Origin of the sequence: Pseudomonas sp. F9001 (genome assembly GCF_013385435.1) — a bacterium.
Classification (GTDB): Bacteria; Pseudomonadota; Gammaproteobacteria; order Pseudomonadales; family Pseudomonadaceae; genus Aquipseudomonas.
On sequence record NZ_JACAPX010000004.1, the window covers coordinates 42,162 to 67,964 of the forward strand.

The following is a 25,803-nucleotide window of genomic DNA, read 5'->3' on the forward strand; positions in this document are numbered from 1 at the left end:
CAAAAATTGTTTCAAATTAGACATTGAAATAATTTTTTTAAATAAATAGCGCGGAATCGTTAGGTCGTCAACTAGTTTCTTGAACCCTTTTGAACGTGACCGGGCAGTCTCTTTTTCAGCCGTTTGGTCAGGTGTCTAGGGCAAGCATTGACGAGTTCGAACCGCGAGTTCAGTCGCACAATTATTTACTCGCCAACGCAAACGGCGGGTGCAACACCGTGGCGCTTTCCGGCGGCCGGACGCGCTTGGCTATCTGCTCGACCACCGCCGCGACACGCTCGGTGGCCGTGATCGGCAACATATGCCCGCGCCCTTCCACCAGCTGCAGCTTCAGGCCCGGCACCAAGCTGGCCAGGGCCTGCCCGTGTTTGCGGAAATCCAGCACCTTGTCCTGCGCGCCATAAATCAGCCCGATCGGCAACGTCAGCTGCGGGTAGCGCTTGACCATGTCCGGCAGGAAATCGTTGACCAGGTTGATCTCGGTGGAGGCGGCATAGAAGTTCTCGGGCCGCATGCCCAACAAGCCGCCGCCACGGGTGGCGAAGTCTTCCGGGGCCGGGTCGGGGGCAAACACGCCCTTGACCACCGAGCCTTTGGTCAGCAATCCGATCGGCATGGTCAGGGTGTGCGACATAAAGCGTCGCAGCCATCCCGGGCGTATCGCCAACGACATAAACACCAGCGGCAGCAGGCGCTGGGGATGGGTCAGGGGCGCCACCAGGATCAATCCGGACACCGCGTGGGGATGGTCCAGGGCCAGGGCCAGGGAAATCGCCCCGCCGAGGGAATGCCCCAGCACCAGCGGCTTATCCAGGTCAAGCGTCTGGATAAAGCTGGCGACTTGCCGGGCCTGGCCAGGCAGGTCCGCGGCCGTGCCGGCATGCCGGGTGGAATAACCCGACCCCGGACGATCCACGGTGATCACTCGAAAGTGCTCACGCAATTGGGCAGACAAGGCGTACGTCAAGTTGCGACTGCTGCCCATCAGCCCGTGGATCATCACCAGCGGTGGGCCCTTGCCCTCGTCTACATAATGAAAGCGCTCGCCGTTGATCTCCAGAAAGCGCCCGTTGATCGGAACAGCAGCCTCTATACGCCGTGTCATCCGGGCACTGAAGGCCCACAACACTACGCTTAACCCTACACACACACCCGCAGCGACAACCCATTCGACAGCCATAGCTCGGTCCTCTGCATCCCTGCGTTGCTGGCGGCCCGACCGGTATTGGTCAACGCCTCAGCCATCGTCCACCCTGGACCTTAACTGTGTGCGTACAAGCTCTCGTCCGTCGGATAAGTCGCACATGAGGAACTGGGTCGTAGCCTAGACGATATTTTCAGGTAGATTATTTAAAATCTTTTTTAAAATAAATAATTCAATTTTCCTTTGCAATGGTGTTCTATCTAAAAAGCCAAAACAAAAACAAGGAGCACATCCGATGTCGACACCCGTAAGGCGCCACCGGCCCATGAGGGACAGCCTATGAATGCCCATGACACCATCGACATCGCCATCATCGGTTCCGGATTTGCCGGGCTGTGCATGGCGATCAAGCTCAAGGAAGCCGGGTTCCACGACTTCTTTATTGCCGAACAGGCCGATGCTCTCGGCGGCACCTGGCGGGACAACCACTACCCCGGTTGCGCCTGCGACGTACAATCCCATGTCTATTCGTTTTCCTTTGCGCCCAACCCGGACTGGACCCGGCAATTTGCGCCACAGGCGGAGATTCGCGCCTACCTGGAGCAGTGCGCCCGGCGCTTCGAACTGGCGCCGTTCCTGCGCTTTGGCATGGGCCTGGAGAAGGCGGTATTTGATGAGGCGCAACAGCGCTGGAGCCTGAGCTTCAGCAATGGCCGCCAGGTGAGTGCGCGGGTGCTGGTGTCGGGAATGGGCGGCCTGTCGCGCCCGGCACTGCCGGATATTCCGGGCCTGGACAGCTTCAAGGGCAAGCGCTTCCACTCCCAGCAGTGGGACCACGAGTATTCATTGAAGGGCAAGCGCGTGGCGGTGATCGGCACCGGCGCCAGTGCCATTCAGTTCGTGCCGCAGATTGCGCCGCAGGTGGCCCACCTGGACCTGTTCCAGCGCACCCCGCCGTGGATCATGCCCAAGCCCGACCGGCCGATTTCACGCTTCGAGCGCTGGGCCTTCAAGCACCTGCCGTTCACCCAGCGCCTGGTACGCGGCGCGTTCTATTGGGCACTGGAAGGTCGCGTGGTGGGCTTTGCCCTGCACCCGCGCCTGATGAAAATGGTGCAGAAAATCGCCGTGCGCCACCTGCACAAACAAGTGGCCCGCCCTTCCCTGCGCAAGACCCTGACGCCGGACTACACCATCGGCTGCAAGCGCGTGCTGATCTCCAACGACTACTACCCGGCCCTGTCCCGCAGCAATGTGCAGGTGGTAACCGACAACGTGCTGCGCATCGAGGCCGACGGGGTGATCACCGCCGACGGCATCAAGCACCCGGCCGACTGCCTCATCTTCGGCACCGGCTTCCAGGCCACCGATCCGCTGCCCCGCAACTGCATCATCGGGCGCCACGGCATCGACCTGATGGACACCTGGCAAGACGGCGCCCACGCCTACCTGGGCACCACGGTGCCGGGCTATCCGAACCTGTTCCTGATCGTCGGCCCCAACACCGGGCTGGGGCATAACTCGATGATTCTGATGATCGAGGCCCAGGTCACCTACATCCTCGATGCCCTGCAGCAAATGCAGCGTCATCGCATCGCCACGGTGGACGTCAAGCCGGCGGTGGAACTGGCCTACAACGCCAGGCTGCAGGAAAAACTCAACGGCACCATCTGGTCCACCGGCGGCTGCAAGAGCTGGTACCTGGACCCACGCACCGGCAAGAACACCACGCTGTGGCCCGGCTCCACCTGGCGTTTCAAGCAGGTCACCCGGCATTTCGCCCTCAAGGACTACGTCGCCAGCCTGGTGTCGATACCGTCCACCGCGCGCCCGGCCGCAACGCCCCACACCACCGCAGAAGGGAGCCTGTCATGAAGTCATTCAACGGCCGCGTGGCGGCCATTACCGGCGCCGCTTCCGGCATGGGCCGCGCGTTGGCCCTGGCGTTGGCGCGTGAAGGCTGCCACCTGGCGCTGGCGGATAAAAACAGCCAGGGCCTGGAGCAGACCGTCGCACTGATCAAGGCCCAGGTGCTTGCACCGGTGCTGGTCACCTCGCAGGTGCTGGACGTTTCCGAGCGCCAGGCCGTGGAAGACTGGGCCGCCCGATGCGCCGCCGAACATGGCCAGATCAACCTGATCTTCAACAACGCCGGCGTCGCGCTGTCGAGCACCGTCGAAGGCGTGGACTACACCGACCTGGAATGGATCGTCGGGATCAACTTCTGGGGCGTGGTGTACGGCACCAAGGCCTTTTTGCCGTACCTCAAGGCCAGCGGCGATGGGCATGTGGTCAACACTTCCAGCGTGTTCGGCCTGTTCGCCCAGCCGGGCATGAGCGGCTACAACGCCACCAAGTTCGCCGTGCGTGGTTTTACCGAGTCCTTGCGCCAGGAACTCGACCTGCAAAAAAGCGGGGTCTCGGCCACCTGCGTGCACCCTGGCGGGATCCGCACCGACATCTGCCGCAGCAGCCGGATCGACGCCAACATGACCGGCTTCCTGATTCACAGCGAACAGCAGGCCCGGGCCGACTTCGAAAAGCTGTTCATCACCGACGCCGACCAGGCCGCCAAAGTGATCCTGCAAGGCGTACGCAAAAACAAACGCCGCGTGCTGATTGGCCGCGACGCCTATTTTCTGGACCTGCTCGCGCGCTGCCTGCCTGCCGCCTATCAAGCGCTGGTGGTGTTGGCCAGCAAACGCATGGCGCCCAAGCAACGCAATGCGCCCTCGCCCGTCCTTGAAACCAACGAAGAGCACCGTCTCTGAACTGGAGTACCGACCATGCTGCCGATTCGCCGCGACCTCCGTTTTGCCCTGCCGGCCGAACGCATCAAGGACTGGCATGAACAAGGCCCGTTCATTACCCACTTTTTCAACGCACTGTCGTTGCTGTTTCCCCAGGGCGAGCTGTTCTTCATGGACAGCGTGCGTCACTACCGCCAGCGCATCGAAGACCCGGAGCTGAAGAAAGAAATCCAGGGCTTTATCGGCCAGGAAGCCATGCACAGCCGCGAGCACGTGGCCTACAACGACCTGCTGCAAGCCGCAGGGCTGCCGGCGAATACCCTCGACCGTCGGCTGAAGATGATCCTCGACGCGCAAAAGAAATACCTGCCCGCCTCCTTCAACCTGGCGGTGACCATTGCCCTGGAGCACTACACCGCGATGCTCGCGGAAATCCTCCTCAGCGACCCGTCGCGGTTCGGGGATTCGGTCAAGGGTTACCAGCAGATGTGGTACTGGCATGCCCTGGAAGAAACCGAGCACAAGGCGGTGGCGTTTGATGTGTGGAACAGCGTGATCAAGCCCGGGCCCAAGCGTTATCTGCTGCGCACTTCCACCATGCTCATCACCACGGCGCTGTTCTGGCTGACGATCCTGGACTTTCACTTGCGCCTGTTGTTTGCCGACCGGCGTTCGGGCGGGCATTTGAAGGGCTTCTGGCGGATGCTCAAGTTTCTGTACGGGCCCAAGGGCGTGTTCCCGCGCATGGCGCTGCCCTGGTTGCATTACTTCAAGCCCGGGTTCCATCCCTGGGACCACGACAACCGGGCACGCCTGGCGGGTATTGACCGCCTGGTGGAGGAGATCGAGCAGGCCCATAAAGGTTATGGGCCCGCCTGAGTCCGCTTAGCGCTGGGTCGGGATGCGAATATCGCCATCCCGGCACTGGCTCTTGACGCTGCGCGGGCAGCCGGCAAACGCCAGGTCCTTGGTCAGGCACACCCGCACCTCGGTCAGCACGGCACCCTTGCAGATCACCGCAAGGCCATGGTTGCCCATGGCCGGGTTGCTCTCGCGAAACAGCGCTTCGATGTCCCGCGCGCCCAGGCCGCTTCGGACATTGAAGGGCTCAAGCTGCTGCGGGATCTTGACCACGCTGAGCGCTGCATCGGTCTTGTTCAGGTAAGCCGAAGCCTCAAGGCCGCTGCAGGTGCCGTGCTTGGCCCATTCATGCCTGAGCAGTTTGGGCGACGGGAACAGCGACCTGCCCCGGGCGAAGTCTGCATCCGACAAGCGCGACTGCGGCTCACACGACGCCGGCCAGCCGCCCTTCGCGTACTGCGGCCACAGCCCATGCAGGACAAACCCGTAGCCCTTGCCCGAACACTGCTGGTCGTCCGGGTGCGTCAGGCAGAAGGTCGGCGACCAGGACAGCGACAACACATAAAAGTCAAACTCCCCGGCCTGCCCCTGGGCCCGCGGCGCTGCTGTCGCGGCCCCGGCCAACGCCAGGCAAAGCACAATCCAGGCTGCTTTCATTTTCATCCGTTCATTCCTTAAAAAGACAAAATCAAAGCACCGCTAGACCGCCAGGTTGGGGTTACGTTGTAGCACCCGGTCCATGACCCGGTCGGTCTTCAACGCCTCGATCGCCAGTGCCGGGTGTTTGCTCTCGCCACGAATATGCGCATTCATCCCCAGCACGTGATGCCACTGGATATGTGCATGGTTGGGCACCTCCAGCACCTCGCTGGTCTCGCCCTCAAGCCGCAACGGCGCCTCATCGAACACCGAAAACGTGATGCGGCCCTTGCTGCCGATCATCTCTACCCGGTCTTCGCGCCGGTCGGCGACAAAGTTCCAGCAGCCCATGCCCAGCGCGCCCGAGGCGAACGTCCAGCAGGCGGTGACGGCATCTTCGGCGGCGTAGCGCCCGGCCTGGCGCGCGGTAAACCCGGCCACCTCGACGATATCCCCGACCAGGTACTGGAACAGGTCAAAACCGTGGCTGGCCAGGTCGGCAAAATACCCGCCGCCGGCAATCGCCGGGTCGGTGCGCCAGTTGGCACTGCTGGCATCGTCTTCCGAAGGCGGCTTGCACAGGGTCCAGGTCAGATGACGCAATTCGCCGATGCGCCCGTCCTGCAGCCAGTCCCGCACCTGCTGGAAGCGTGGCAGGGAACGCCGGTAATAGGAGACAAACAGGTGCAGCCCGGCCTGTTCGAAGGTGCGCTGCATCAGCGCGCTTTGCTCGGCATTCAGGGACATGGGCTTCTCGACGCAGCAATGCTTGCCGGCAGCGGCCACCATCAGGCTGTATTCGAGGTGGCTGTCGGGCGGTGTGGCGATGTAGACCGCGTCTACTTCCGGGTCGTCGATCAGCGCCTGGGCGTCAGTGTAGAAACGGGCAATGCCGTGGCGTGCCGCATAATCGCGCACGGCCTCCTCGCGCCGCCCCATCACGGCCACCAGCGCAGAACCTGGCGCTTTGTAGAAGGCGGGTCCACTCTTGAGTTCAGTGACATCGCCACAGCCGATCATGCCCCAGCGTACGGTGTTCATCTGCATCTCCTTCAGGTGAGTTTTTTTCGATGGGGCAGTATCGGTGTTTTCCGGCCCCCTCTCCACCCTGCCGGATAAAGACTGAGCATGACAATTGCATTACACTTTTATGACAATCATCCAGCTGCGGGGGCACAGACGATGAAAATAAGGGCCACGGTGATTTGCGAGCACGACGGGCACATCCTGTTCGTGCGTAAAGCCCGCTCGAAATGGGCATTGCCCGGCGGCAAGGTCGAGCGCGATGAGCGGCCAGTGGGCGCGGCCGCGCGGGAGCTGGAAGAGGAAACCGGGCTGAACGTGGACGGTTTGCTGTTATTGCAGGAGCTGAAGGCCAGCGACACCCTGCACCATGTGTTCGAGGCGTCGGTGGTGAATATCGAAGATGCCCGGCCCCTGAGTGAAATCAAGGAATGCCAGTGGCATCCCTACAGTCGCCTGGATGACCTGGACACCACCCAGGCCACCCAGAAAATCGTCAAATCCTTCCTGCGCCGTCTCTAAGGCGCCGCCAGTTCCGGGCTTTGCCCGCTGCACAACAACGCCTGTCTTACCAGACCATTGGCTTTCTGCCGTTCGACAAAGGATTTGACGAACGCGGCAGCGGCTGCGTGCGCTACCGGTACCGCGACCGCCTGGCTGATGCTCATGAAGTCATCCTCCAGCAGGCGCCAGCGCTCATCCAGCCGGGTTCGCAGGTAATCCCGAACCCCGGCCGCGGCGTTCAGGCCTTGCTCGATAAACAGGTCTACGGCACCCGCCGAGGTCGGCGCGCGTACGAGTTCGGCATGCTGCACCGTGCGGCTCAGGTACAGGTCATACGCGGCACCCTGGCCGACAGCGATGCGTTGGCCCGGAGCATCGAGTTGGGTCACGCTGCCCAGGGGTGAATCCACCGCCACCAGGTACGTACCCTTGATGATCACGTAGGGCGCGCTGAAGGCGATTTCCTGCTCGCGCACCGGTTCGATGGCCAGGAATGCCACGCGCCAGCGGTCATCGCCCAGCGCGGCGAAGACCTTGCCCGCCGCATCAAAAGTGATCAACTCAAGGTCGACCGCCAATTCATCGGCCAGGGCCCTGGCCAGCGCCACCGACACGCCCTGGGGCTGGCCGTCCTCGCCGCGCTGGGCCAGCACCGGGTTGCCAAAGTTGATGGCAGCTCTGAGCACACCCTCGGGGGCCAGTTGTTGCAGTACCTGCGGGTCAATCATTACGCGCTCCTTGAACGGTTCTTTGCACGGTCTTGCGAATGACGAAGGGCAAGACGCCGCCGTGTTCAAGGTAACCAACCTCCTGCAACGAGTCGAGGCGCAAGGTCAGGGGGGTACGCGTGGTCTCACCGGTGGCGCGGTCAATCTGCAAGGTGATCGGGTTGTCGCCGACCTGCAACGCGTCCAGGCCGAGGAAACTCAGGGACTCACTGCCGTCGAGGTTCAAGTCCTGCACCGATGCGCCTTCATCGAACACCAGCGGCAACACACCCATGCCGATCAGGTTACTGCGATGGATTCGCTCGATACTGCGGGCCACCACCACCTTGATCCCCAGCAGGGTCAGGACCTTCGCTGCCCAGTCGCGGCTGGAGCCGGCACCGTAGTTGATCCCGGCGAACAACACGGTGGGTGTACCGGCATAGCTTTGCGCGGCGAGGTACAGCGGCAGGTAGTCGCTGCGGTCGGCATTCCAGGCCCAGACGCCCTGGCGCGGGGGCTGGTCGCAGGACAGCAGATTGTTCAGGCGCGGGTTGGTAAACGCGCCGCGCACCATCACTTCGTGGTTGCTGCGCCGGGTCGAATACTGGTTGAGGTCCGCCAGCGCTTCACCGCGCTCCCGCAGCCAATGCCCGGCCAGGCTGTCGGCCGGAATCGTGCCCGCCGGGGAGATATGGTCGGTGGTGACGTTATCCCCCAGCACCACCAAAGCTCGGGCGTTGCTGATGGCCAAGGACGCGGCCGGCACCGGCGTTACCCCGGCAAGGTACTGCGGGCGGCGCAGGTAAGTGGAGGCCGGGTGCCAGGCAAACTGCACGCTGGCGTCGGCTTCCAGCGCCTGCCAATGGTGAGTGCCTTGCCACAGCAGTGCCTGGCGCTGGTGAAACAGCGCCGGGCGCACCACCGCCGCCACTTGCGCGGTCACCTCGGCTTCGCTGGGCATCAACTCATGCAGGAACACCGGCTGGCCGTGGGCATCCATCGCCAGCGGTTGGGCCGACAGGTCAGTGTCGATGCTGCCGGCAATCGCATAGGCCACGCACAACGCGGGCGAGGCAAGGTAGCCGGCAGGGACTTTCGGGTTGACCCGGCCTTCGAAATTGCGGTTGCCCGAAAGCACTACCACGCCTTTCAAGCCCTGCTCGGCGAAGGTCTCGACATGGCGTTCGAGGCTGCCGGAATTACCGATGCAGGTCATGCAGCCAAAGCCCGCCAGGTCGAAACCCAGCGCGGCGAAATCCTCCAGCAAGCCGGCGGCTTCCAGGTAATCGGCCACCACCCGTGAGCCTGGCGACAGCGACGTCTTGACCCACGGTTTGCGCGTCAGCCCACGGGCGCGGGCGTTGCGGGCAAAGAGCCCGGCCTGGATCATCTGCGCCGGGTTGGCGGTGTTGGTGCAACTGGTGATGGCCGACATCACCACCGCGCCATGGGTGATCGGCACCTGGAATGACGGCTCGAAGAAATCCTGCTTTTGCGCGCTTACATGCTGATGAAACGACGCCCCGGCGTGGGCCAGGGACTGGCGCTGATGGGGCTGATGCGGGCCGGCGACACTCGGTTCAACCTGCGCCAGATCCAGCTCGATCAACTCATCGAACACCGGCTCGGGATCGTCGTCCCGGCGCCACAGAGATTGCGCCGACATGTAGGCCGAGACCTTGTTGATCAAGGCCTGCGGGCGCGCACTCAGGGTCAGGTACGCCAGCGTCTCGTCATCAAACGGGAAAAACACCACGGTCGCACCGTATTCCGGCGCCATATTCGCCACGGTGCCCCGCGCCGCCCAACTCAGGGACGCCAGGCCCGGTCCGGTGAACTCGACAAACTTGCCGACCATGCTGCGCCGGCGCAGCAGTTCAGTCACCGTCAGTGCCAGGTCAGTGGCCGTCACGCCGTCGCGCAACGCATTGGTGACGCGAAGGCCCACCACCTGCGGATAAGGAATCGGCACCGGTTCGCCGAGCATCGCCGCCTGCCCTTCCAGCCCGCCAACGCCCCAGCCCAGCACGCCGATGGCATTGATCATCGGCGTGTGGCTGTCGGTGGCGACCATGCAGTCGGGGTGCAACAGCACGTGGCCGTTGCGCGGCGCGCTTTCCCACACCACCTGGGCGATGGACTCCATGTTCATCTGGTGGATGATCCCGGTGCCCGGCGGGATCACCTTGAAGTTATCCAGGCTGGCCTGGGCCCACTTGATAAAACGGTAGCGCTCGCTGTTGCGGCGAAAATCGATGTCCAGGTTGGCATCCACCGCGCCCGCCTCGGCGTAGTGCTCGACGATCACCGAATGGTCGATGGTCAGCACCGCCGGGATCGAGGGGTTCACCGCCCGGGGATCACCGCCCAGTTCGGCCACCACATCGCGCATGCCGGCGAAATCCGCCAGGGCCGGCAGGCACGTGGTGTCGTGGAACATCAGCCGGTTGGGCTGGAACGGCACCTCGCAATCCGGCCCTTCGCCGATGGCCCGCGCCACTACCTGTGGCAACGAAGCCGGGGCGCAGCGGGCAATGTTTTCCAGGAGAATGCGCACGGAATACGGCAGGCGCTGCAGTTGCGTCGGGGTCAGCAACTGGTGCAGGTCGATCCAGGCAAAGCGCTGGCCGTCGATGTCGAGGTGACTGAGATACTCACTCATAGCTGTTTGAATACCCGCTCGATACGCTCAAGGCCCCAGTCCAGTTCTTCGCGGGTAATGGACAACGGCGGTGCGATGCGCAGTACGTTTTCGTGGGTTTCCTTGGTCAGCAGCCCTTCGGCCAGCAGCGCTTCGCAGATGGGCCGCGCATCGCGGTCCAGTTCCACGCCGACCCACAAGCCACGCCCGCGAATCTCGCGGATGGCCGGCGAGTGCATGGCCTTCAGGCGCTCCACCAGGTAATGGCCCAGTTGCGCGCTGTTATCGATCAAGCCCTCCTCTTCCAGCACCTTCAACGCTTCCAGGCCAATGGCCGCCGCTAACGGGTTGCCGCCGAAGGTCGAGCCGTGGCTGCCGGCGTCGAACAGGTCCATGATCGAATGATCAGCGACGAACGCCGACACCGGCATGATCCCGCCGCCCAGGGCTTTGCCGAGGATCAATGCATCGGGGCGAATGCCTTCGTGCTGGAAGGCAAACCACTTGCCGGTACGGCCCAGGCCGGACTGGATCTCATCGAGGATCAGCAAGGTGTTGGTCTGGTCGCACAGCTGGCGCAGTTCCCGCAGGAAACCTGCGGGCGGCACGCGAATGCCGGCCTCGCCCTGGATCGGCTCGATCAGCACCGCGCAGGTGTCGGCGGTAATGGCCTGGCGGAAACTCTCGATGTCACCGAAGCGCGCCTCGGTGAAACCGTTGCAGAATGGGCCGAAGTCGGCCTTGTAGTCCGCCTCCGACGAGAAGCCGACGATGGTCGAGGTGCGGCCGTGGAAATTGTTGTCGGCCACCACGATGTTGGCCTGATTGGCCGGGATGCCCTTGATCCGGTAGCCCCAGCGTCGCGCCGCCTTGATCGCGGTTTCCACAGCTTCGGCGCCACTGTTCATCGGCAGGGCCGAGTCGAAGCCCGTGATGCGGCACAAGGTCTTGAGGAAGTTGCCCAAGGGTTCGCTGTAGAACGCCCGGGACACCACGCTGATCTTGTCGATCTGCGCCACGGCGGCGGCGCGGATGCGCGGGTGGACATGGCCGTGGCTGACGGCGGAATAGGCCGACATCATGTCCAGGTAGCGCTTGTCATCATCGCCAATGGCCCAGACGCCCTCGCCCTTGACGATCACCACCGGCAAGGGGGAATAGTTGTGGGCGCAGAATTGGTTTTCGAGGGTGATTGCCGGGTTGGGGTGCATGGTGGGGATGTCCTGCCGAATAAATAATGAATGAACAACAAAGACCCAATGTGGGAGCGGGCTTGCTCGCGAATGCGGAGGGTCAGTCGCCGGAGATGTTGGCTGACCCTCCGCATTCGCGAGCAAGCCCGCTCCCACATTTTGACCGTATTCCATAGCTGGCAAATCAGGCGCTGAGTAGCTTGCCGCTGCGAATCGGCGTGGCACCGGACACCCGGCCCAGCGGATCCCCCGGCTTCACAAAGCGCACGTCGCGGCGCATGTACAACACGCCGGTGTTGTGGCTGCAAACCGTGGTGGCCTGCCCACTGTGGGGATCAACGATATCGAACAACGCCTGCCCGGCCTCGATGCGACTGCCCACTGCCGCCCGGTGTACCAGCACCCCGGCGCATGGCGCATAAAACTGTTCGCTGCCGGCCAACGGCGTCGCCGGGTTGCGCAGGGCTGGCAATGGCCGTGGCGTGCCTTCAACCGCGCCCAGGTGGGTCAGGTAATCAATGATCGCCGTGGCGTCATGTTCTGCCAGTTCATAGGACACATCCCGCTGGCCACGATGCTCGACGGTCACCGCCACGCTGCTGTCCGGAATCGGAAACCGATCGCCAAACCGCTCACGCAGGTTGACCCACAGCAGGTACAGCGCCTCATCGAACGAGTTGGCCTGGGAATCGGTGGCCAGCAACGAGGCTTCAGAGCCGATGTAGCGCGCCAGCGGCTCCACGGTCGCCCACACTGCCTCGCCGGTGTACACATGCATCGCCGCTTCGCGGGAGCAGTGCAGGTCCAGCACGATGTCGGCATCGTGGGCCAGCAGCATCAGGGTGCGTTGCAGCGACTGGAATTCGTCCAGCGGCGCCGCGTCCAGCAGACATTCGCCCCAGGCCTGGCGGATCAGTTGGCGGTTGGCGTCGATGTCCTGGCCCAGCAGGTGCTCGATCTTGTCGGCGATTGCCTGGTACGGCACCGGAAAGCCCCTGTTGTAATTACGCCCGCTGCCCAGTTCGAAACGCCCGCTGGGCGCGCCCATGATGTATTGGCTCAGCCCGGTGGGGTTGGCCACGGCCACCAGCACGATTTGCGCATTCAGCCGGTTGGCATTTTCCAGTTCTACCAATTGCCGGCGCAGGTGCGCGGCCACCAGCAGCGCCGGGGTTTCGTCGGCATGCAGCGCCGCCTGGATATAGATTTTTCGACTTGCACCCATTGCACCGTAATGCTCACTGTCCACGTGCCTGTGGGTGCCTTGTGTCGCTTGCAGCAAGGGGTGTGATTTAAGTTTCATAAACCGGAAATCTCGATATTCGAGTGATGAACGCTGAAGAAATATTAACGAGCCGGCGTGATCGTCTGTAAGGGCGGCCCACACTATCTTGATCTGGTAATCCGATCAGTGTGGGAGCTGGCTTGCCTGCGATGGCGGTGGGTCAGCCAGCCTATTCCGTGACTGACCCACCGCCATCGCGGGCAAGCCCGCTCCCACAGTGGGTGGTTACCAGAGCGCCAGGGTGTAACCCAGCATCACGCGGTTCTCGTTAACGTCGTTGAAGTAGTTGCCTTTGCTCAGCGCATTGCGCCAGCGCATCGACACGCCCTTGAAGGGCCCGTTCTGCACCACGTAGCCCAGGTCCAGGTCACGCTCCCACTCGCGGCCTTCGCGGTTGAAACCGAGCACTTCAGCCGAATCACCCTTGGCGTACTTGATCCCAAACAACAGGCCGGGCAAGCCGAGATCGGCGAAGTTGTAGTCATAGCGGGCGTGCCAGGCTCGCTCCCTGGTTTGGGTGAAGTTGCTGAACTGGTACTCGGTGAACAGGTAGGTGATGGAGCCGTCCAGGTAGGTAAACGGCGTGGTGCCGTATTGCTGCTGGAAGCCGCCGCCGATGCTGTGGCCGCCGTACTGGTAGGTCAGGCGGCTGCTCAAGGCGCTGTTGTCGACCTTGCCCGCCAGGCCCGCGCCGTCCTTGTCCGACTTGAAGTAGCGCACGTCGGTTTTCAGCGTGCCCGGCCCCAGGCCGAAGTTGTTCTTGAAGCCCACGTATTGCTGCTGGTAGATGCTGTCCAGCGCCGCGAAGTGGTAGCTGAGCAAGGTGTTGGGGGTCAGCGAGTAGTCGCCACCGGCAAAGCGAAACTGGTCGCTCAGGGCGGTGCTCTTGTAGACCTTGCTCACCGTGGTCAGCTTCATGTCTTCGTAGTTGGTGGAGTCACGGTCCTTGGCCTGGTCGATCTGCCCGAGGGTGATTTTCAGGTTGCTGATATCGTTGGACACCAGCTGGGTGCCGCTGAAGGACTGCGGAAACAGACGGCTGGTGTTGGGTTGCAGGATCGGAAGGTCCGGCACCAGGTAGCCCACACGCAGCTCGCTTTTGGCGAAGCGGGCCTTGGCGGTCACCCCAAGCTTGGAGTACTCGTCGGAGACATTCTTGTCGCTGTCACGCTGCAGCAAACCGGTGCCGGACAGCCCCGGGCTGGAGTCGAGTTTCACCCCCAGCATGCCGGTCAGGTCCAGGCCGAAGCCCACGGTGCCTTCGGTGAAACCGGACTTGATACCGAGGATAAAACCTTGGGCCCACTCGGCGCGCATCGACTGGGAAGCGGCCTCGCGGTAGTCACGGTTGAAGTAGTAGTTCTTCAAGTCCAGCGTACCGCTGCTGTCCTTGATGAAGTCTGCATGGGCCAGTGACGGGACCAGCCCGCTGCTGACAACGCCGACGCTGGTGATGAGTTGAGTCAGGGATTTTTTCATTTTTTTAGCTCCTGGCAGTGGGGTGGGGGTTGGTGTTTTTATTGTTCTTCGGGCATGGCTTCGCCGTTCGCGCAAATCGGCGATTTGCGCGGCGGGTGACGTCAGTCCTGGGTTACAGCGCTAGCGGTACGGGGCCCTGGCGGATGCGGTAGCCACCGTTTTCAAGTTTCTCCAAGGGGCTGGCGGCGGCCAGCAGCTTGCGGGTATAGGGGTGCTGCGGGCGGTCGAAGATCTCGTCGCGGGCACCCATTTCCACCACCCTGCCCTCGCTCATCACCGCCACCCGGTGGGCGATGCGTTCCACCGCCGCCAGGTCGTGGGAGATGAACAGGCAGGCAAAGCCGTACTGCGCCTGCAGGCGTTCGAACAGCTCGAGGATCTGCTTCTGGATGGTCATGTCCAACGCCGAGATCGGCTCATCGGCAATCACCAGTCGCGGGTGCCGCACCAGCGCCCGGCCAATGGCCACCCGTTGACGCTGGCCACCGGACAACTGGTGCGGGAAGCGGTCGACAAACTGTTCCGCCAGGCCGATGTCCACCAGGGTTTTCGCCACCCGCTCACGACGCTGCGCGGGCGTCATGCCGGGCACATGGCGCAGGGGTTCGGCGAGGATGTCGCCAATCTTCATGCGCGGGTCGAGGGACGAATACGGGTCCTGGAAAATCATCTGGCATTGCAGGCGATGGTCACGGTTGCCGGCCTTGAGAATGTCCACGCCCTCAAACTCGATGGCACCGGAACACGGGCTGTTCAGGCCGACAATCGCCCGGCCGAGGGTGGTCTTGCCCGAGCCGCTGCCGCCCACCAGCGCCAGGGTTTCCCCCGGGGCGATGGACAGGTTTGCCGAATGCACCACCCGCTTGAACTGGCTGCGGCCCCACAGGCTGCGCGGCCCCGGGTGCTCGATGCACACGTCCTTGACCGTCAGCAACGGCCGGTCCGCCTTGGGCAAGGCTGCCAGGGTGCCGCGCCGCGGCAGGGCCTCGAGCAGTTGCCGGGTGTACTCGGCCTTGGGCGCCAGCAGGATCTGCTCGATGGTGCCCTGCTCCACCGCGCGGCCTTCGCGCATCACCACCACTTTGTCGGCGTAGCGCGCCACCAGCGACAGGTCGTGGCTGATAAACAGGATCGCCGTGCCCTGCTCGCGCGTAAGGTCGAGCATCAGTTTCAACACGTCCAGTTGCGCCAGGCAATCCAGGGCCGTGGTGGGCTCGTCGGCAATCAGCAAGGCCGGGCGCAGCAGCATCACCGAGGCGAGCATGATGCGCTGGCGCATGCCGCCGGAGAACTCGTGGGGAAACGCCGCCAGGCAACGCTCGGCGTCCTTGATGCCGATATGCCCGAGCATCTCCAGGCTGCGCTCGCGGATCTGCGCATCGCTCAGCCTGGTGTGCAGGCGCAGGCCCTCGGCCATTTGCTCGCCGATGCTCATGGACGGGTTGAGGGACACCATGGGTTCCTGGAACACCATGCCGATCTTCGCCCCGCGCAACTGGCGCAATTGCTCCGGCGCAAGGCTGCCCAGGTCATGGCCCTGGAAACGCACCTGGCCGCTGCATTGCTCAAGCGGCGGTGGCAGCAGGCCGATGGCGGCGCGGGCGGCCATGGTCTTGCCGCTGCCGGACTCGCCCACCAGCGCCACGATTTCGCCGGGGGCGATGGTGAAGCTCAGGTCGTTGACCGCCAGCGGGCCGTTGGCCCCCACGCGGATTTTCAGCTTGTCGACTGCCAGAAGGATGTCAGTCATGGTCATTTACTCATCCGCGGGTCGAGACGATCGCGCAAGGCATCGCCGCACAGGTTGAACGCCAGCAACGCCATGGCGATGCAGACACCGGGAAACAGCCCCAGCCAACTGGCCGTGGCGATATACGGCCGGCTGGCGGCGAGCATGTTGCCCCAGGTGGCGGCCGGCGGCGGGACGCCCAGGCCGAGGAAGCTCAGGGAGCTTTCCGCCAGGATCGCCCAGCCGAACATACTGGTGGCTAGCACGCACACCGGCGCCACGCAGTTCGGCGCGATGTGCCGCAGCATGGTGTACAGCTCGGAGTTACCGATCACCCGCGAGGCTTCGACAAACTCTTTCTCGCGCAACGACAACACCGTGCCGCGCACCACCCGCACCACCGACGGTGTGTAGGCCAGGCTCAAGGCAAACACGATGCCGTACAGGCTCGGGCCGATGATCGCCATCAAGCCCAGGGCCAGCAGGATCCCGGGAAACGCCAGCAACGCATCGTTGACCATCATCAAGCCCCGGTCGACCCAGCCCCGCAGGAACCCGGCCAGCAGGCCCAGTACCGTGCCGGCGGTGATCGCCAGCGTCACCGTCAACACACTCACCCACAGGCTGGTGTGCGCGCCGATCATCAGGCGGCTCAGCACGTCGCGACCGTACTCGTCAGTGCCCAGCCAGTGCGCGGCGGTGGGCGCCTGCAAGCGCGCCAGCAGGTTCAAGGCCAACGGGTCATGGGGCGTCCAGACCAGGCCCAGCAAGGCCATGATCAACAACAAGGCCAGCAGCAGCGCACCGATCAGCGCGTTCAGCGGCGGCACACGCCAGGCCCTGGGGGCACGCGCCGGTGCCGGCAACAGCACCTCGGGTGCGACAGGTAGAGGCTTATTCATAACTTAACCCTGGGGTCGAAGAGCGGGTACAGCAGGTCCACCAACAGGTTGACCAGCACATAAACAAAGGTCACCAGCAGCAGGCAGCCTTGCAGCACGGGGTAGTCCCGGGCGTAGATGGCGTCGACCATCAGCCGGCCGATACCTGGCAGGGTGAACACGGTTTCGAGCACCGCGATGCCGCTGAGCAGGTTGCCGAGGATCAGGCCGATCAGGGTCAGGGTCGGTGCAAACGAGTTGCGCAGCGCATGGCGCCACAACACCGCCCGCTCCGACAAACCCTTGGCACGGGCATGGGTGATGTATTCCAGGCGCAGCACTTCAATTGCACTGGCCCGGGCCATGCGGGTGATCGCGCCGAGTTCCACCAACGTCAGCGTGACAATCGGCAGCACAATAAAACTCAAGGCCTGCCACGGCGATTGGCCGAACGACACGTAACCCACCACCGGCAGCCAGCCGAGCTTGATGCCGAACGCGTAGAGCAACAGCAGGCCCAGCCAGAAACTCGGGATCGACAGCAACAGGGTCGCGGTGGAGACCACGCCAAAGTCCAGGGAACTGTTCTGTTTCCACGCCGAGAGCAAGCCCGCCGGTACCGCAATCAACGCCGCGAGCAACACCGAGACCAGCACGATCCCGGCACTCACCTGGAAGCGGTCAAGGATCAGCGGCAACACCGCTTCATTGGTGGTGATGGAATGCCCGAGGTCGCCGCTGAGCACCGCCTTGAGCCAGATCACAAACTGCAGCGGCAGCGGCTGGTCCAGGCCCAGGGACGCACGGGCGACCTCCAGGCTGTGGGCATCGGCCATGTCGCCGAGCATCAGCAGCGCCGGATCACCGGGCACCAGGCGGATGATCGCGAACACCATCAGCGAGATCAGCAGCAAGGTCGGGATCGACATCGCCAGCCGTTGAAAGATGAAACGCAACATCCTCAGTTACTCCCGGTCGCAGGCACGCTAACGGTCCACAGGCGCGGCTTGGACACCGGCCAGGTGCGCAGGCCTTTGACGTAATCACGGCTGGCGGCGATGGCGTTGCCGTTGTACATCGGGATCATCGGCACGTCCTTGAGCATCTGCTGATGCAGTTGGTCGAACAGCGCCTGGCGCTTGCTGATATCGCCTTCGCGCTGGGCTTCACGCAGCCATTCCTGGGCCTGGGGGTTGTCCCAGACCTTGCGCGCTTCCTTGTCCTTGTCGCCGGTCATCGAGTCGAAACTCAGGGCCGGGTCAAGGCGTTCGGAATACGGGAACGCCATCATCTGGTAGTTGCCGGTCTGGTAGCGCTCCAACTGGGTGCCCCACTCCAGGGTTTCCAGTTCCAGGTTGATGCCGCTGGCCTTGGCCATGGCTTGCACGAACACGCCCATGTCGAAGATCGCGGCGTAGCGCTTGTTGACGATCAGTTTGATTGGCTGGCCTTTATAGCCAGCTTCCCGCAGCAGTTGGGCGGTCTTGGCCGGGTCGAAATCGAAGCCCTGGTTCTCGATTGCCTGGTGGTAGTGGCTGCCACTGGCGACCATCGAATTGTTGGCCTGGGAACGGCCACCGGTCAGGGCGGCGACGATTTGTGCGGAGTCCAGCGAATGGGCGATGGCCTGGCGCAGGCGCACATCTTTGAGCAAGGGGTCGCGGGTCTGGAACAGCAACGCGTTGACTGACATGGTGCCGCTGGAGGTGACCTTGATGCCGGGGTTGGCAGCCAGTTCGGTGGCGTCCAGCGGCGTGACGTCAATCAGCAGGTCGACGTTCTTCGACAGCAAGGCCGCCTTGGCCGCCGCCGGGTCCGGGATCACCAGCAGGCGCACGCGGTCGAGGGTCGTGGTTTTATTGCCGGTGTAGCCATCCGGCTCTTTCTCGTCCCGCGGGGTGTAGTTGGCGTTGCGCAGCAGGTCGATGTATTGGCCGGGCTTCCACTCGCCCAGGCGGAACGGGCCGGTGCCGATGGGCGCTTTCCACTGGCCGTCGACCACCGAGTCGGGGTGCAGGATGCCGCTGCCACCGCATTCCGGCAGCGCGGTGCTGGTGAGGAACAGGCCGTTGGGCTTGTCCAGGGTAAACACCACGGTGAGTGGGTCCGGGGCGCTCATGTCGACGATTTTCGCGCCGCCATGGCCGTCGAATTCAGGGGCGCAGCGCCATTGGGTTTTCGGGTCGAGGTAGTGTTTCCAGGTCCACAGCACTTCGGCGGAGGTCAGTGGCGCACCGTTCTGGAACTTGACCCCGTTGCGCAGGTGGAAGGTGTAGCGCAGGCCGTCGTCGGACACCTGCACGTCCTTGGCCAGCAGCGGGCCGACGGTGGCATCTTCACGGAAGGCCACCAGTCCTTCGGTAATGTGCAAGATGACGGCGTCGGAATTGGTGTCACGGTTGACGCCTGGCTCGGTGCTGCGAATGTCGGCGTTCAACGCGACTTTCAATAGATTCTCGGCGTGGGCAGTGCCCACCAGCGCGGCGGACAAGGCGCCAGCCAGGAATAAAGTCTTGTTCATGATAAATGCACCTTGAATGATCCTTACGCTTGGGTTCGGACGCTGGCAGGACCCAAAAAGAGGCACGGCCGAACACCTGAATAGTTGTTGTTGTTTTAGTCGCTGATTACGGTTTGCGAATGTTCCTGGACCGATCTTATTCGCCCCCCGATCAACTTGAGAAGAACGCTCCGAGTGATCGGGCTCGGTTTATCCGATCATCAACCGTCCGTGGGTTGCCCTGGCCTTACCGTACCGAGAAATCAGGGCCTTGAGCTGGAAAAGATGGGGTTTTCCTGATCAGAAATAATGATCGCGATCATCCAGACCGATCTGTGCTCACCTATAGTCATCAGATAAGCTGGCTGGCATTCAATGGTTTAAATGCAGCACTGAGCGAGCCCACCGTCATGACCCTCACCCATCTTCGCGCGTTCTGCTCCGTGGTTGAAAAAGGCAGCTTCCGCTCGGCCGCACGCCAGTTGGATGTGGCCCAAAGCACATTGACCCAGTCAATCCAGACCCTCGAAAAGGAACTCGGGGTGGTGCTGCTGCAACGCTCCAACCAAGGCATCAACCTGACCCCGGCCGGCGAGGTGTTCCTGGCCCGTGCCCGTTCCATCACTCTCGACTGCGAACGCGCCCTGCTCGACCTGCAACCCTGGAAAGGCGAGCCCGAAGGCCATATCGCCCTGGGCGTCACCTCCGAACCCTTGGCCGAATTGCTGCTGCCGGTACTGAGCAACTTCACCCAGCGCTTCCCGCGCATGCAGGTGCACGTGGCCAGCGGCACCACTAAGGGCCTGGTGGAAAAAGTCCGCGATGGCCGCCTGGATTTCGTCTTGTGCCCGCTGGCGCCCAACGTGGCCGATATCGACCTGGCCATCGACCGCCTCTACAGCTCAAACGCCGGCATCATTGCGCGCAAGGGCCACCCGCAGGCCCACGCAAAATCCGTGCAAGCCCTCACCGACTGCCAGTGGATCAGCGTACGCCCGGCCGGCGTAGTGGGCGGCGCGGAGAACCGCTTGATCGAGCTGTTCCGTACCCAGGGCCTGGCGCCACCAAAGATTGCGATCACCACTGATTCGTTGCTGGAAACCCTGCACATCGTATCGGAAACCGATTACCTGACCATCGAACCGCGCATGCTGCCGGGGATGAAGCTGTTCTCCAGCGCCCTGACCACCATCGCCATCGAAGAACCGCTGGCGACCCGCGATGTATGCCTGATCAGCCGCCGTTCGTCGCCGCTCACCAGCGTCAGCCAGGAACTGACCAGCATGCTGATTTCCTATTCGCGGCTGGTGCACCGCAGCCGTTGATTTCCCTCCCCCTACGAGCCTGTTTATGCCCATGTCCTACGATGGTTTGTCCCGCGCCAGCGCCAGCAGCGTCGGCGTTGATCCCGAGCACCTGATTGCCTTTCTCGATGAAGTGAAAGCGGCCGGCCTCGACCTGCAAGGCCTGATGCTGCACCGCCACGGCCACGTGGTCGCCGAAGGCTGGAGCTGGCCGGTGGACCCCAACGAGCCGCGGGTATTGCACTCGGTGGCCAAGAGCTTCACCGCCTGCGCCATTGGCCTGGCCGTGGATGAAGGCTTGCTGAAACTGGATGACCGGCTGGTGGCGTTCTTTCCGGAGTGTGTGCCGATGGATGCCGACCCGCGCCTGGCGGACATGACCGTAGAACACCTGCTGACCATGCGCACCGGCCACGCCACCAATACCTCGGGGTCAGTGTGGCGGGGTATCGAGACCAGCTGGATTGCCGAGTTCTTCAAGATTCCGCTGGCCTATGCACCGGGCACCACCTACGTCTATACGAGTGCGGCCAGCTACATGCTCTCGGCGCTGATCAACAAGGTCACCGGGCAAACCTTGCACGCGTACCTCAAGCCCCGGCTGTTTGTACCGCTGGATATCCATAATGAAAGCTGGGACATCGGCCCCGATGGCGTGAATCCCGGCGGCAATGGCTTGAAGGCGCCGACCTCGGCCATGCTCAAGCTGGGTGTGCTGCATGCACAAGGCGGCGTGTGGGATGGCAAGCAGGTTCTACCGGCGGCCTGGGTTGCAGCGGCCACCCGACCACAAGGCGGGCCGGACAGCCGCTACGGTTATCACTGGATGATGAAACCGGCACACGCCTTCAGCGCTGTCGGGGTGTTTGTGCAGATGGCGATGGTATTCCGCGAGTACGGTGCAACGCTGGTGGTGATCGGCGGGATGAAGAATTCGGCGGAGCTGATTCCGTTTGTCGAGCGGCATTTTCCGGCGGCGTTTGGCGATGATTGCACGGTCAAACCCGAAGCGGATTCACGGTTGGAGCAACGTCTGGCGAGCATGGCACAGCGGCCTGAGTTGCTTTCAGCGTGTGCAGGGCCGAGAGATTTCACGGGCGTGTATCAGGTAGAGCCCAACGGGCTGGATGTGCAGCAATTGGCGTTCGCCGTCGAAGGCAATGTACTGCGCTTCCAACTGACCGACAGCAAGGCGACTCATGCCCTAGAGGTGGGGATTGATCACTGGATCGCCGGCACCACCAACATGCCGGGCCGGGCGTTGCACCACGGTTATGAGTTCAAGGATGCGCAGATCGTTGCCGGCGCGCGCTGGCTGGATACCAGGACGCTGGAGATGACCTGGATCTACCCGCAAACCGCGTTTCGCGATCGGGTGGTATGCGGGTTTGACGGTGACCGCGTGAGCGTGGCGCGTACGGTCAACGTCAACAGTGCCGGGAAGGAGCAGGAAACCCTAGTCGGGAACAGCCGGTAATGCTCGCTTGTGGGCGGTCTTGAGGTAGGCGCTCTCGACAATCGCCCTCACCCGCTCACTCACTGCCTCGCCCATCAGGTAGCGGTCGATCTCGTCATAGCTGCAGCCATACGCCAACTCATCCGGCTTGCCCGGTGCCAGTTCTTCCAGGTCGGCGGTCGGTGCCTTGGCCACCAACTGCCGTGGCCCGCCAAGGGCGCTGGCCAGCAGGCGCACCTGGGTCTTGGTCAGCCCTGAGAGCGGCGCCAGGTCGCAGGCGCCGTCACCGAACTTGGTAAAAAATCCCATCAGCGCCTCCGCGCCATGGTCGGTGCCCACCACCAGGCCGTTGTGCAGGTTCGCCACGGCGTACTGCGCCATCATCCGCGCCCGGGCCTTGACGTTGCCCTTGATAAAGTCGATGCGTTCGGCGCTGGCTTGCGCGGCAGACAGGCAGCCCATCAGCCCGTCGACGCAGGCGGCGATGTTCAGCGTCTCGATCCGGTCCGGTGCGATAAAGTCCAGGGAAGCCTGGGCGTCGCGCTCGTCCGCCTGGGTTTTATAGGGCAGGCGCATGGCAATAAACCGCGCCTCGTAGTCTTCGTTGCGCAGTTGTTCCACTGCCAGTTGGCACAGCCGCCCGGCGGTCAGTGAGTCGACACCGCCACTGATGCCCAGCACCAGCGCATGGAAGCCGGACTGGCGCAAGGTGCCCTTGATGAAGTCGATGCGCCGTTGCAGCTCAGCGCCCTCGCCTCCCTTGCCGAGCAGCCGGTTGATCTTCAGTTCTTGTGCGATACGTGCCTGAGTGTCCATGTCACACCCCCAGTTGCGGATTGACGTTGCCGACGTTGAACACCTGCGCCGCATACTGCAGGAACGAGGCGTCTTCGCAGACGTTCTTGATCGGGTCATCGGAGAATTTCACCACCGGCTCACCGTGCACCCGCACCAGTTTCATCACGATGCTCAGCGGCTCCACTCCGTCGACATCACAGGCCAGGCTGGTGCCCATGCCAAAGCCGAACTTGGCCTTGCCCCGCACGTGCCGCAGGATCGGCAGGCATTTCTCGAAATTCAGGCCATCGGAGAACATCAGGTCCTTGGTCATCGGGTCGATGCCCAGCTCCTTGTAGCGGGCCAACACCTTGTCGGCCCAGACGATCGGGTCACCGGAGTCCTGGCGCAAACCGTCGTACAGCTTGGCAAAGTACAGGTCGAAATCCTTGAGGAAAAAGTCGGTGCTGATGCAGTCGGTCAGGGCGATACCCAAGCGCCCACGGTATTCGCGCACCCAGTTTTCCAGTGCCGCATTCTGGCTTTCCCGCAGCCGCCCCAGTTGCTGGTGCACCATCAGCCACTGGTGGGCCATGGTGCCGATCAGCGGCAGGTCGAATTCGTAGGCCAGGTGCGCATTGCTGGTGCCGATGAACTGGCCGGGAAAGTCGCGGCGCATGATGTCGACCACTTCACGCTGGGCCTTGAACGACAACCGCCGGCGGGTGGAGAAGTCCGAGACACGCAGGTCGGCCAGTTCGTCGCGGGTGAGGTTTTTTTCCAGCCAGTCGAATTTCTGGTAGAGCTTGCGGGTGACGTCTTCGAGGCTGACGTCGGGGTATTTGTCGCGGTTGCGCAGCTCGCTGACCAGGGCCAATACCGGCTGTTCGAACATGATGCAGTGCAGCATCGGGCCGACCACGCGGACGTTCAGTTGGCCGTCGATTTCACTGACGTGGATATAGCGCAGGTTGAAGCGGAACAGCCCCAGGAAGCGCTCGAAATCCGGGGTCAAGTACTCACGGCGCTGGTTGAACAGAAAGCGCAGCTCGCCTTCGCGCATGCTGAGGCCGGCGAGTTTTTCCAGCTCCACCCGCAGCTCGGGAATCAGGTGCCCCAGTTTCTCTCTGGAGCGGACGATGAACTGGTATTCCACATCGACATTCGGGTGCTGGTGCAACACGGCCTGCATCATGGTGAAGGTGTAGTAGTCGGTGTCCAGCAGGCCCTGGATCACAGCGTTTTCGTAGTCGTATGCACTTTCCATGAGGTACTCCTTAACGCGCGGCCATCGCGGCCAGTTCTTCCCGATTGCGGGTAATTACAACGCCTGCTTGTTGCAAATGGCTGACCGCCTGCACACCGCCCTCCTCGCTGATGCCACGGCATGCCGGCAGGTGCAGGATCACCTCGAAACCGGCCTTGAGCAGTTGCAAGGCGGTGGTCTTGACGCAGTAGTCCAGGGCCAGGCCGCCGACAATCACACGCTGGATGCCCTGGGCATTGAGGTATTCGATGACGCCGGTAGAGAGTTTGTCGTGGAGGTCGTGGTAGCAGGCGCCGTAGGGATGCAGGTCGGGTTCGACGCCCTTCCAGATGAAGTAGTCGTAGTCATAAGGCGTGGGCAATTCGTCCAACAGGGTGAAACCTTCAGTGCCGGGCACACAGTGGGCGACCCAGGTGACATCGGCATGTACCAGCCCGGTGGGTTGCAGCATCTCGCTGTGCTGTTGCACCACCCAGGGCGCGTGCGGGGTATGGGCGTCCTTGCTGCCGACACGGCGCGCGGCGAGGCTGGCCATGTAATTGAGCTCGGCGCCGATCTGGTCACCGCCAGCGACCGGCAATTCGTTGGGGCACAGCGGTGTGAAGCTCTTCTGGGCGTCAACGTCGAATGAGGCGATAGCGTTCTTAGAGACGGTCATGGTCGTGTTCTCCTGTGGCCCGGACATAAAAGTACACGTCATGTACTTTCATAGCAAGAAACATTTTGTTATCTATGCTGGATCAAGTACACGACACACCCGTTTGATCCGTTAGACTGTGCCCCACCGCTGCCAACAGGACCCGACATGCCAGACCACGCCCCAACCCTTAGCGCCTACCTGCACACCGTGGACTTGTGCGTGCTGTTCTATTGCCGTGCATCCGGGGAACTGAAGATATTGCTCAACCAGCGCGACGCCGAGCCCTTCGCCGGGCACTGGGCCTTGCCCGGTGTAGTGGTGAATGGCGGCGTGCAAGATCTGAGCCTGCAGGATGCCGTGGAGCGGTTGCGGGCCAGTGACAAGGTTGGGTTGCCGCTGGCCTGGTATGAGCAAGTGGGGACGGTGGGCGATGCGTTTCGCGATCCGCGCTGCTGGTCGTCGTCGACCTATTACCTGGCGATCGTGGCTGATGAGGTGGAGCTGGGGGGGCATCAAAAGTGGTGCTCTGTTGATGCCGTGGCGACTGGCGGGGTCAAGCTGCCCTTCGATCACAACGCGATTGTGGCAGCGGTACAGGAAAGGCTGTTTTCCAAGTCGCTGTACAGCAGCTTGCCATTGATGTTTTTGGGCAATGAGTTCAGTGCGCCGGAGGCGACTACGATCTTTTCGCTGGTATTGGCGCGGCCGGTGCTGAAGACCAGTATCCGCCAGCGGTTGCTGAAGTTGACCGAGGCCGGTTTTTTGCGGGAGACGGGGCGCAAGAAGCATGGCGAGGGCGGACGGCCGCAGGCGACAGTGGAGAATCTGAAGCCTGGGGCGGTGTACTTCTTTGATCGCAGCTTTGCCGAATAAGACCAAGCCCCCTTCCCAGAACAATGAAGATCAACTGTGGGAGCGGGCCTGCTCGCGAATGCGGAGTGTCAGTCGCCGGATAGATTGACTGATACACCGCTTTCGCGAGCAAGCCCGCTCCCACAGTTTTTGATCTGCGATGGTTCG

Annotated in this window: 22 protein-coding genes; 7 read left to right on the top strand and 15 right to left on the bottom strand. The window is 62.7% G+C overall.

Going from position 1 to position 25,803, the window contains the following annotated elements; translation table 11 throughout:
- Window positions 1-181 precede the first annotated feature (181 nt).
- Entirely contained in the window at window positions 182-1,180 is a 999-nt protein-coding gene (locus HX818_RS02355) for an alpha/beta fold hydrolase (RefSeq protein WP_023658917.1), read from the bottom strand.
- A gap of 303 nt (window positions 1,181-1,483) precedes the next feature.
- On the opposite strand from HX818_RS02355, the gene HX818_RS02360 reads away from it, so the two are divergent.
- From HX818_RS02360 to HX818_RS02370, 3 genes are read left to right on the top strand one after another with little or no spacing between them, the layout of a single operon-like run.
- A complete protein-coding gene (locus tag HX818_RS02360; protein ID WP_177019418.1) occupies window positions 1,484-3,019 on the top strand; it encodes an NAD(P)/FAD-dependent oxidoreductase in 1,536 nt (511 codons plus the stop codon).
- Complete coding sequence (locus HX818_RS02365) at window positions 3,016-3,915, top strand: SDR family oxidoreductase (protein WP_003214652.1); 900 nt, start codon at window positions 3,016-3,018, stop codon at window positions 3,913-3,915. Before HX818_RS02360 ends, HX818_RS02365 begins: the two co-directional genes overlap by 4 nt.
- Window positions 3,916-3,930: 15 nt before the next feature.
- Complete coding sequence (locus HX818_RS02370; RefSeq protein WP_177019419.1) at window positions 3,931-4,773, top strand: metal-dependent hydrolase; 843 nt, start codon at window positions 3,931-3,933, stop codon at window positions 4,771-4,773.
- A 6-nt stretch (window positions 4,774-4,779) separates the two neighbouring features.
- Here the strand turns inward: HX818_RS02370 and HX818_RS02375 are convergent, their stop codons facing one another.
- Window positions 4,780-5,418, bottom strand: coding sequence for a ribonuclease (locus tag HX818_RS02375; protein ID WP_371315687.1), 639 nt, complete (start codon window positions 5,416-5,418; stop codon window positions 4,780-4,782).
- Window positions 5,419-5,454: 36 nt separating this feature from the next.
- Window positions 5,455-6,435: a Gfo/Idh/MocA family protein gene (locus tag HX818_RS02380; RefSeq protein WP_087694134.1), complete on the bottom strand. Its 981-nt coding sequence runs from the start codon at window positions 6,433-6,435 to the stop codon at window positions 5,455-5,457.
- A gap of 141 nt (window positions 6,436-6,576) precedes the next feature.
- Between HX818_RS02380 and HX818_RS02385 the strand changes: the two genes are divergently transcribed.
- Window positions 6,577-6,939, top strand: coding sequence for an NUDIX hydrolase (locus tag HX818_RS02385; protein ID WP_102369305.1), 363 nt, complete (start codon window positions 6,577-6,579; stop codon window positions 6,937-6,939).
- Here HX818_RS02385 and HX818_RS02390 read toward each other — a convergent pair.
- The 9 genes from HX818_RS02390 to HX818_RS02430 all read right to left on the bottom strand — a co-directional run bounded on the left by HX818_RS02390 (window position 6,936) and on the right by HX818_RS02430 (window position 19,360).
- Complete coding sequence (locus HX818_RS02390) at window positions 6,936-7,649, bottom strand: transporter substrate-binding domain-containing protein (protein ID WP_003214641.1); 714 nt, start codon at window positions 7,647-7,649, stop codon at window positions 6,936-6,938. The genes HX818_RS02385 and HX818_RS02390 overlap by 4 nt on opposite strands.
- On the bottom strand, window positions 7,642-10,293 hold the full coding sequence (gene acnA, locus HX818_RS02395) for an aconitate hydratase AcnA (protein ID WP_177019420.1): 2,652 nt from the start codon (window positions 10,291-10,293) through the stop codon (window positions 7,642-7,644). The genes HX818_RS02390 and acnA overlap by 8 nt, the downstream gene beginning before the upstream one ends.
- Window positions 10,290-11,483, bottom strand: coding sequence for an ornithine--oxo-acid transaminase (gene rocD, locus HX818_RS02400; RefSeq protein WP_087694138.1), 1,194 nt, complete (start codon window positions 11,481-11,483; stop codon window positions 10,290-10,292). Before rocD ends, acnA begins: the two co-directional genes overlap by 4 nt.
- 166 nt (window positions 11,484-11,649) lie before the next feature.
- Window positions 11,650-12,768 (bottom strand): succinylglutamate desuccinylase/aspartoacylase family protein, encoded by a 1,119-nt coding sequence (locus HX818_RS02405; RefSeq protein WP_102369307.1) that lies wholly within the window; start codon window positions 12,766-12,768, stop codon window positions 11,650-11,652.
- Between the two features lie 207 nt (window positions 12,769-12,975).
- Entirely contained in the window at window positions 12,976-14,229 is a 1,254-nt protein-coding gene (locus HX818_RS02410; protein WP_177019421.1) for an OprD family porin, read from the bottom strand.
- Between the two features lie 112 nt (window positions 14,230-14,341).
- The gene (locus HX818_RS02415; RefSeq protein ID WP_023658920.1) at window positions 14,342-15,985 is read right to left on the bottom strand and encodes an ABC transporter ATP-binding protein; all 1,644 of its coding nucleotides are present in this window, start codon (window positions 15,983-15,985) and stop codon (window positions 14,342-14,344) included.
- Window positions 15,982-16,860 (bottom strand): ABC transporter permease, encoded by an 879-nt coding sequence (locus HX818_RS02420; RefSeq protein WP_168197512.1) that lies wholly within the window; start codon window positions 16,858-16,860, stop codon window positions 15,982-15,984. The genes HX818_RS02415 and HX818_RS02420 overlap by 4 nt, the downstream gene beginning before the upstream one ends.
- Window positions 16,857-17,798: an ABC transporter permease gene (locus HX818_RS02425; protein ID WP_003208135.1), complete on the bottom strand. Its 942-nt coding sequence runs from the start codon at window positions 17,796-17,798 to the stop codon at window positions 16,857-16,859. The genes HX818_RS02420 and HX818_RS02425 overlap by 4 nt, the downstream gene beginning before the upstream one ends.
- Before the next feature lie 2 nt (window positions 17,799-17,800).
- On the bottom strand, window positions 17,801-19,360 hold the full coding sequence (locus tag HX818_RS02430; RefSeq protein ID WP_003208134.1) for an ABC transporter substrate-binding protein: 1,560 nt from the start codon (window positions 19,358-19,360) through the stop codon (window positions 17,801-17,803).
- A gap of 389 nt (window positions 19,361-19,749) precedes the next feature.
- Here HX818_RS02430 and HX818_RS02435 point away from each other — a divergent pair, with 389 nt between their 5' ends.
- Both HX818_RS02435 and HX818_RS02440 read left to right on the top strand, forming a co-directional pair.
- The gene (locus tag HX818_RS02435) at window positions 19,750-20,664 is read left to right on the top strand and encodes a LysR substrate-binding domain-containing protein (protein WP_003208132.1); all 915 of its coding nucleotides are present in this window, start codon (window positions 19,750-19,752) and stop codon (window positions 20,662-20,664) included.
- A 25-nt stretch (window positions 20,665-20,689) separates the two neighbouring features.
- The gene (locus HX818_RS02440; protein WP_177019422.1) at window positions 20,690-22,120 is read left to right on the top strand and encodes a serine hydrolase; all 1,431 of its coding nucleotides are present in this window, start codon (window positions 20,690-20,692) and stop codon (window positions 22,118-22,120) included.
- Here HX818_RS02440 and nadE read toward each other — a convergent pair.
- From nadE to HX818_RS02455, 3 genes are read right to left on the bottom strand one after another with little or no spacing between them, the layout of a single operon-like run.
- Window positions 22,100-22,915 (bottom strand): ammonia-dependent NAD(+) synthetase, encoded by an 816-nt coding sequence (gene nadE, locus HX818_RS02445; protein WP_177019423.1) that lies wholly within the window; start codon window positions 22,913-22,915, stop codon window positions 22,100-22,102. The genes HX818_RS02440 and nadE overlap by 21 nt on opposite strands.
- A 1-nt stretch (window position 22,916) precedes the next feature.
- Window positions 22,917-24,143 carry a nicotinate phosphoribosyltransferase gene (gene pncB, locus HX818_RS02450; protein WP_003208126.1) on the bottom strand — a complete coding sequence of 409 codons (1,227 nt, stop codon included), beginning with the start codon at window positions 24,141-24,143 and terminating at the stop codon, window positions 22,917-22,919.
- Window positions 24,144-24,153: 10 nt separating this feature from the next.
- The gene (locus tag HX818_RS02455) at window positions 24,154-24,801 is read right to left on the bottom strand and encodes a nicotinamidase (protein ID WP_003208124.1); all 648 of its coding nucleotides are present in this window, start codon (window positions 24,799-24,801) and stop codon (window positions 24,154-24,156) included.
- A 147-nt stretch (window positions 24,802-24,948) separates the two neighbouring features.
- On the opposite strand from HX818_RS02455, the gene HX818_RS02460 reads away from it, so the two are divergent.
- A complete protein-coding gene (locus tag HX818_RS02460) occupies window positions 24,949-25,656 on the top strand; it encodes an NUDIX hydrolase (RefSeq protein WP_008437074.1) in 708 nt (235 codons plus the stop codon).
- Window positions 25,657-25,803: the final 147 nt, after the last annotated feature.

Bases quoted from the DNA above. Each gene is read 5' to 3' on its own strand.
- HX818_RS02355 (WP_023658917.1), bottom strand. From the start codon at position 1,180: ATGGCTGTCGAATGGGTTGTCGCTGCGGGTGTGTGTGTAGGGTTAAGC.
- HX818_RS02360 (WP_177019418.1), top strand. From the start codon at position 1,484: ATGAATGCCCATGACACCATCGACATCGCCATCATCGGTTCCGGATTT.
- HX818_RS02365 (WP_003214652.1), top strand. From the start codon at position 3,016: ATGAAGTCATTCAACGGCCGCGTGGCGGCCATTACCGGCGCCGCTTCC.
- HX818_RS02370 (WP_177019419.1), top strand. From the start codon at position 3,931: ATGCTGCCGATTCGCCGCGACCTCCGTTTTGCCCTGCCGGCCGAACGC.
- HX818_RS02375 (WP_371315687.1), bottom strand. From the start codon at position 5,418: ATGAAAATGAAAGCAGCCTGGATTGTGCTTTGCCTGGCGTTGGCCGGG.
- HX818_RS02380 (WP_087694134.1), bottom strand. From the start codon at position 6,435: ATGAACACCGTACGCTGGGGCATGATCGGCTGTGGCGATGTCACTGAA.
- HX818_RS02385 (WP_102369305.1), top strand. From the start codon at position 6,577: ATGAAAATAAGGGCCACGGTGATTTGCGAGCACGACGGGCACATCCTG.
- HX818_RS02390 (WP_003214641.1), bottom strand. From the start codon at position 7,649: ATGATTGACCCGCAGGTACTGCAACAACTGGCCCCCGAGGGTGTGCTC.
- acnA (WP_177019420.1), bottom strand. From the start codon at position 10,293: ATGAGTGAGTATCTCAGTCACCTCGACATCGACGGCCAGCGCTTTGCC.
- rocD (WP_087694138.1), bottom strand. From the start codon at position 11,483: ATGCACCCCAACCCGGCAATCACCCTCGAAAACCAATTCTGCGCCCAC.
- HX818_RS02405 (WP_102369307.1), bottom strand. From the start codon at position 12,768: ATGAAACTTAAATCACACCCCTTGCTGCAAGCGACACAAGGCACCCAC.
- HX818_RS02410 (WP_177019421.1), bottom strand. From the start codon at position 14,229: ATGAAAAAATCCCTGACTCAACTCATCACCAGCGTCGGCGTTGTCAGC.
- HX818_RS02415 (WP_023658920.1), bottom strand. From the start codon at position 15,985: ATGACCATGACTGACATCCTTCTGGCAGTCGACAAGCTGAAAATCCGC.
- HX818_RS02420 (WP_168197512.1), bottom strand. From the start codon at position 16,860: ATGAATAAGCCTCTACCTGTCGCACCCGAGGTGCTGTTGCCGGCACCG.
- HX818_RS02425 (WP_003208135.1), bottom strand. From the start codon at position 17,798: ATGTTGCGTTTCATCTTTCAACGGCTGGCGATGTCGATCCCGACCTTG.
- HX818_RS02430 (WP_003208134.1), bottom strand. From the start codon at position 19,360: ATGAACAAGACTTTATTCCTGGCTGGCGCCTTGTCCGCCGCGCTGGTG.
- HX818_RS02435 (WP_003208132.1), top strand. From the start codon at position 19,750: ATGACCCTCACCCATCTTCGCGCGTTCTGCTCCGTGGTTGAAAAAGGC.
- HX818_RS02440 (WP_177019422.1), top strand. From the start codon at position 20,690: ATGCCCATGTCCTACGATGGTTTGTCCCGCGCCAGCGCCAGCAGCGTC.
- nadE (WP_177019423.1), bottom strand. From the start codon at position 22,915: ATGGACACTCAGGCACGTATCGCACAAGAACTGAAGATCAACCGGCTG.
- pncB (WP_003208126.1), bottom strand. From the start codon at position 24,143: ATGGAAAGTGCATACGACTACGAAAACGCTGTGATCCAGGGCCTGCTG.
- HX818_RS02455 (WP_003208124.1), bottom strand. From the start codon at position 24,801: ATGACCGTCTCTAAGAACGCTATCGCCTCATTCGACGTTGACGCCCAG.
- HX818_RS02460 (WP_008437074.1), top strand. From the start codon at position 24,949: ATGCCAGACCACGCCCCAACCCTTAGCGCCTACCTGCACACCGTGGAC.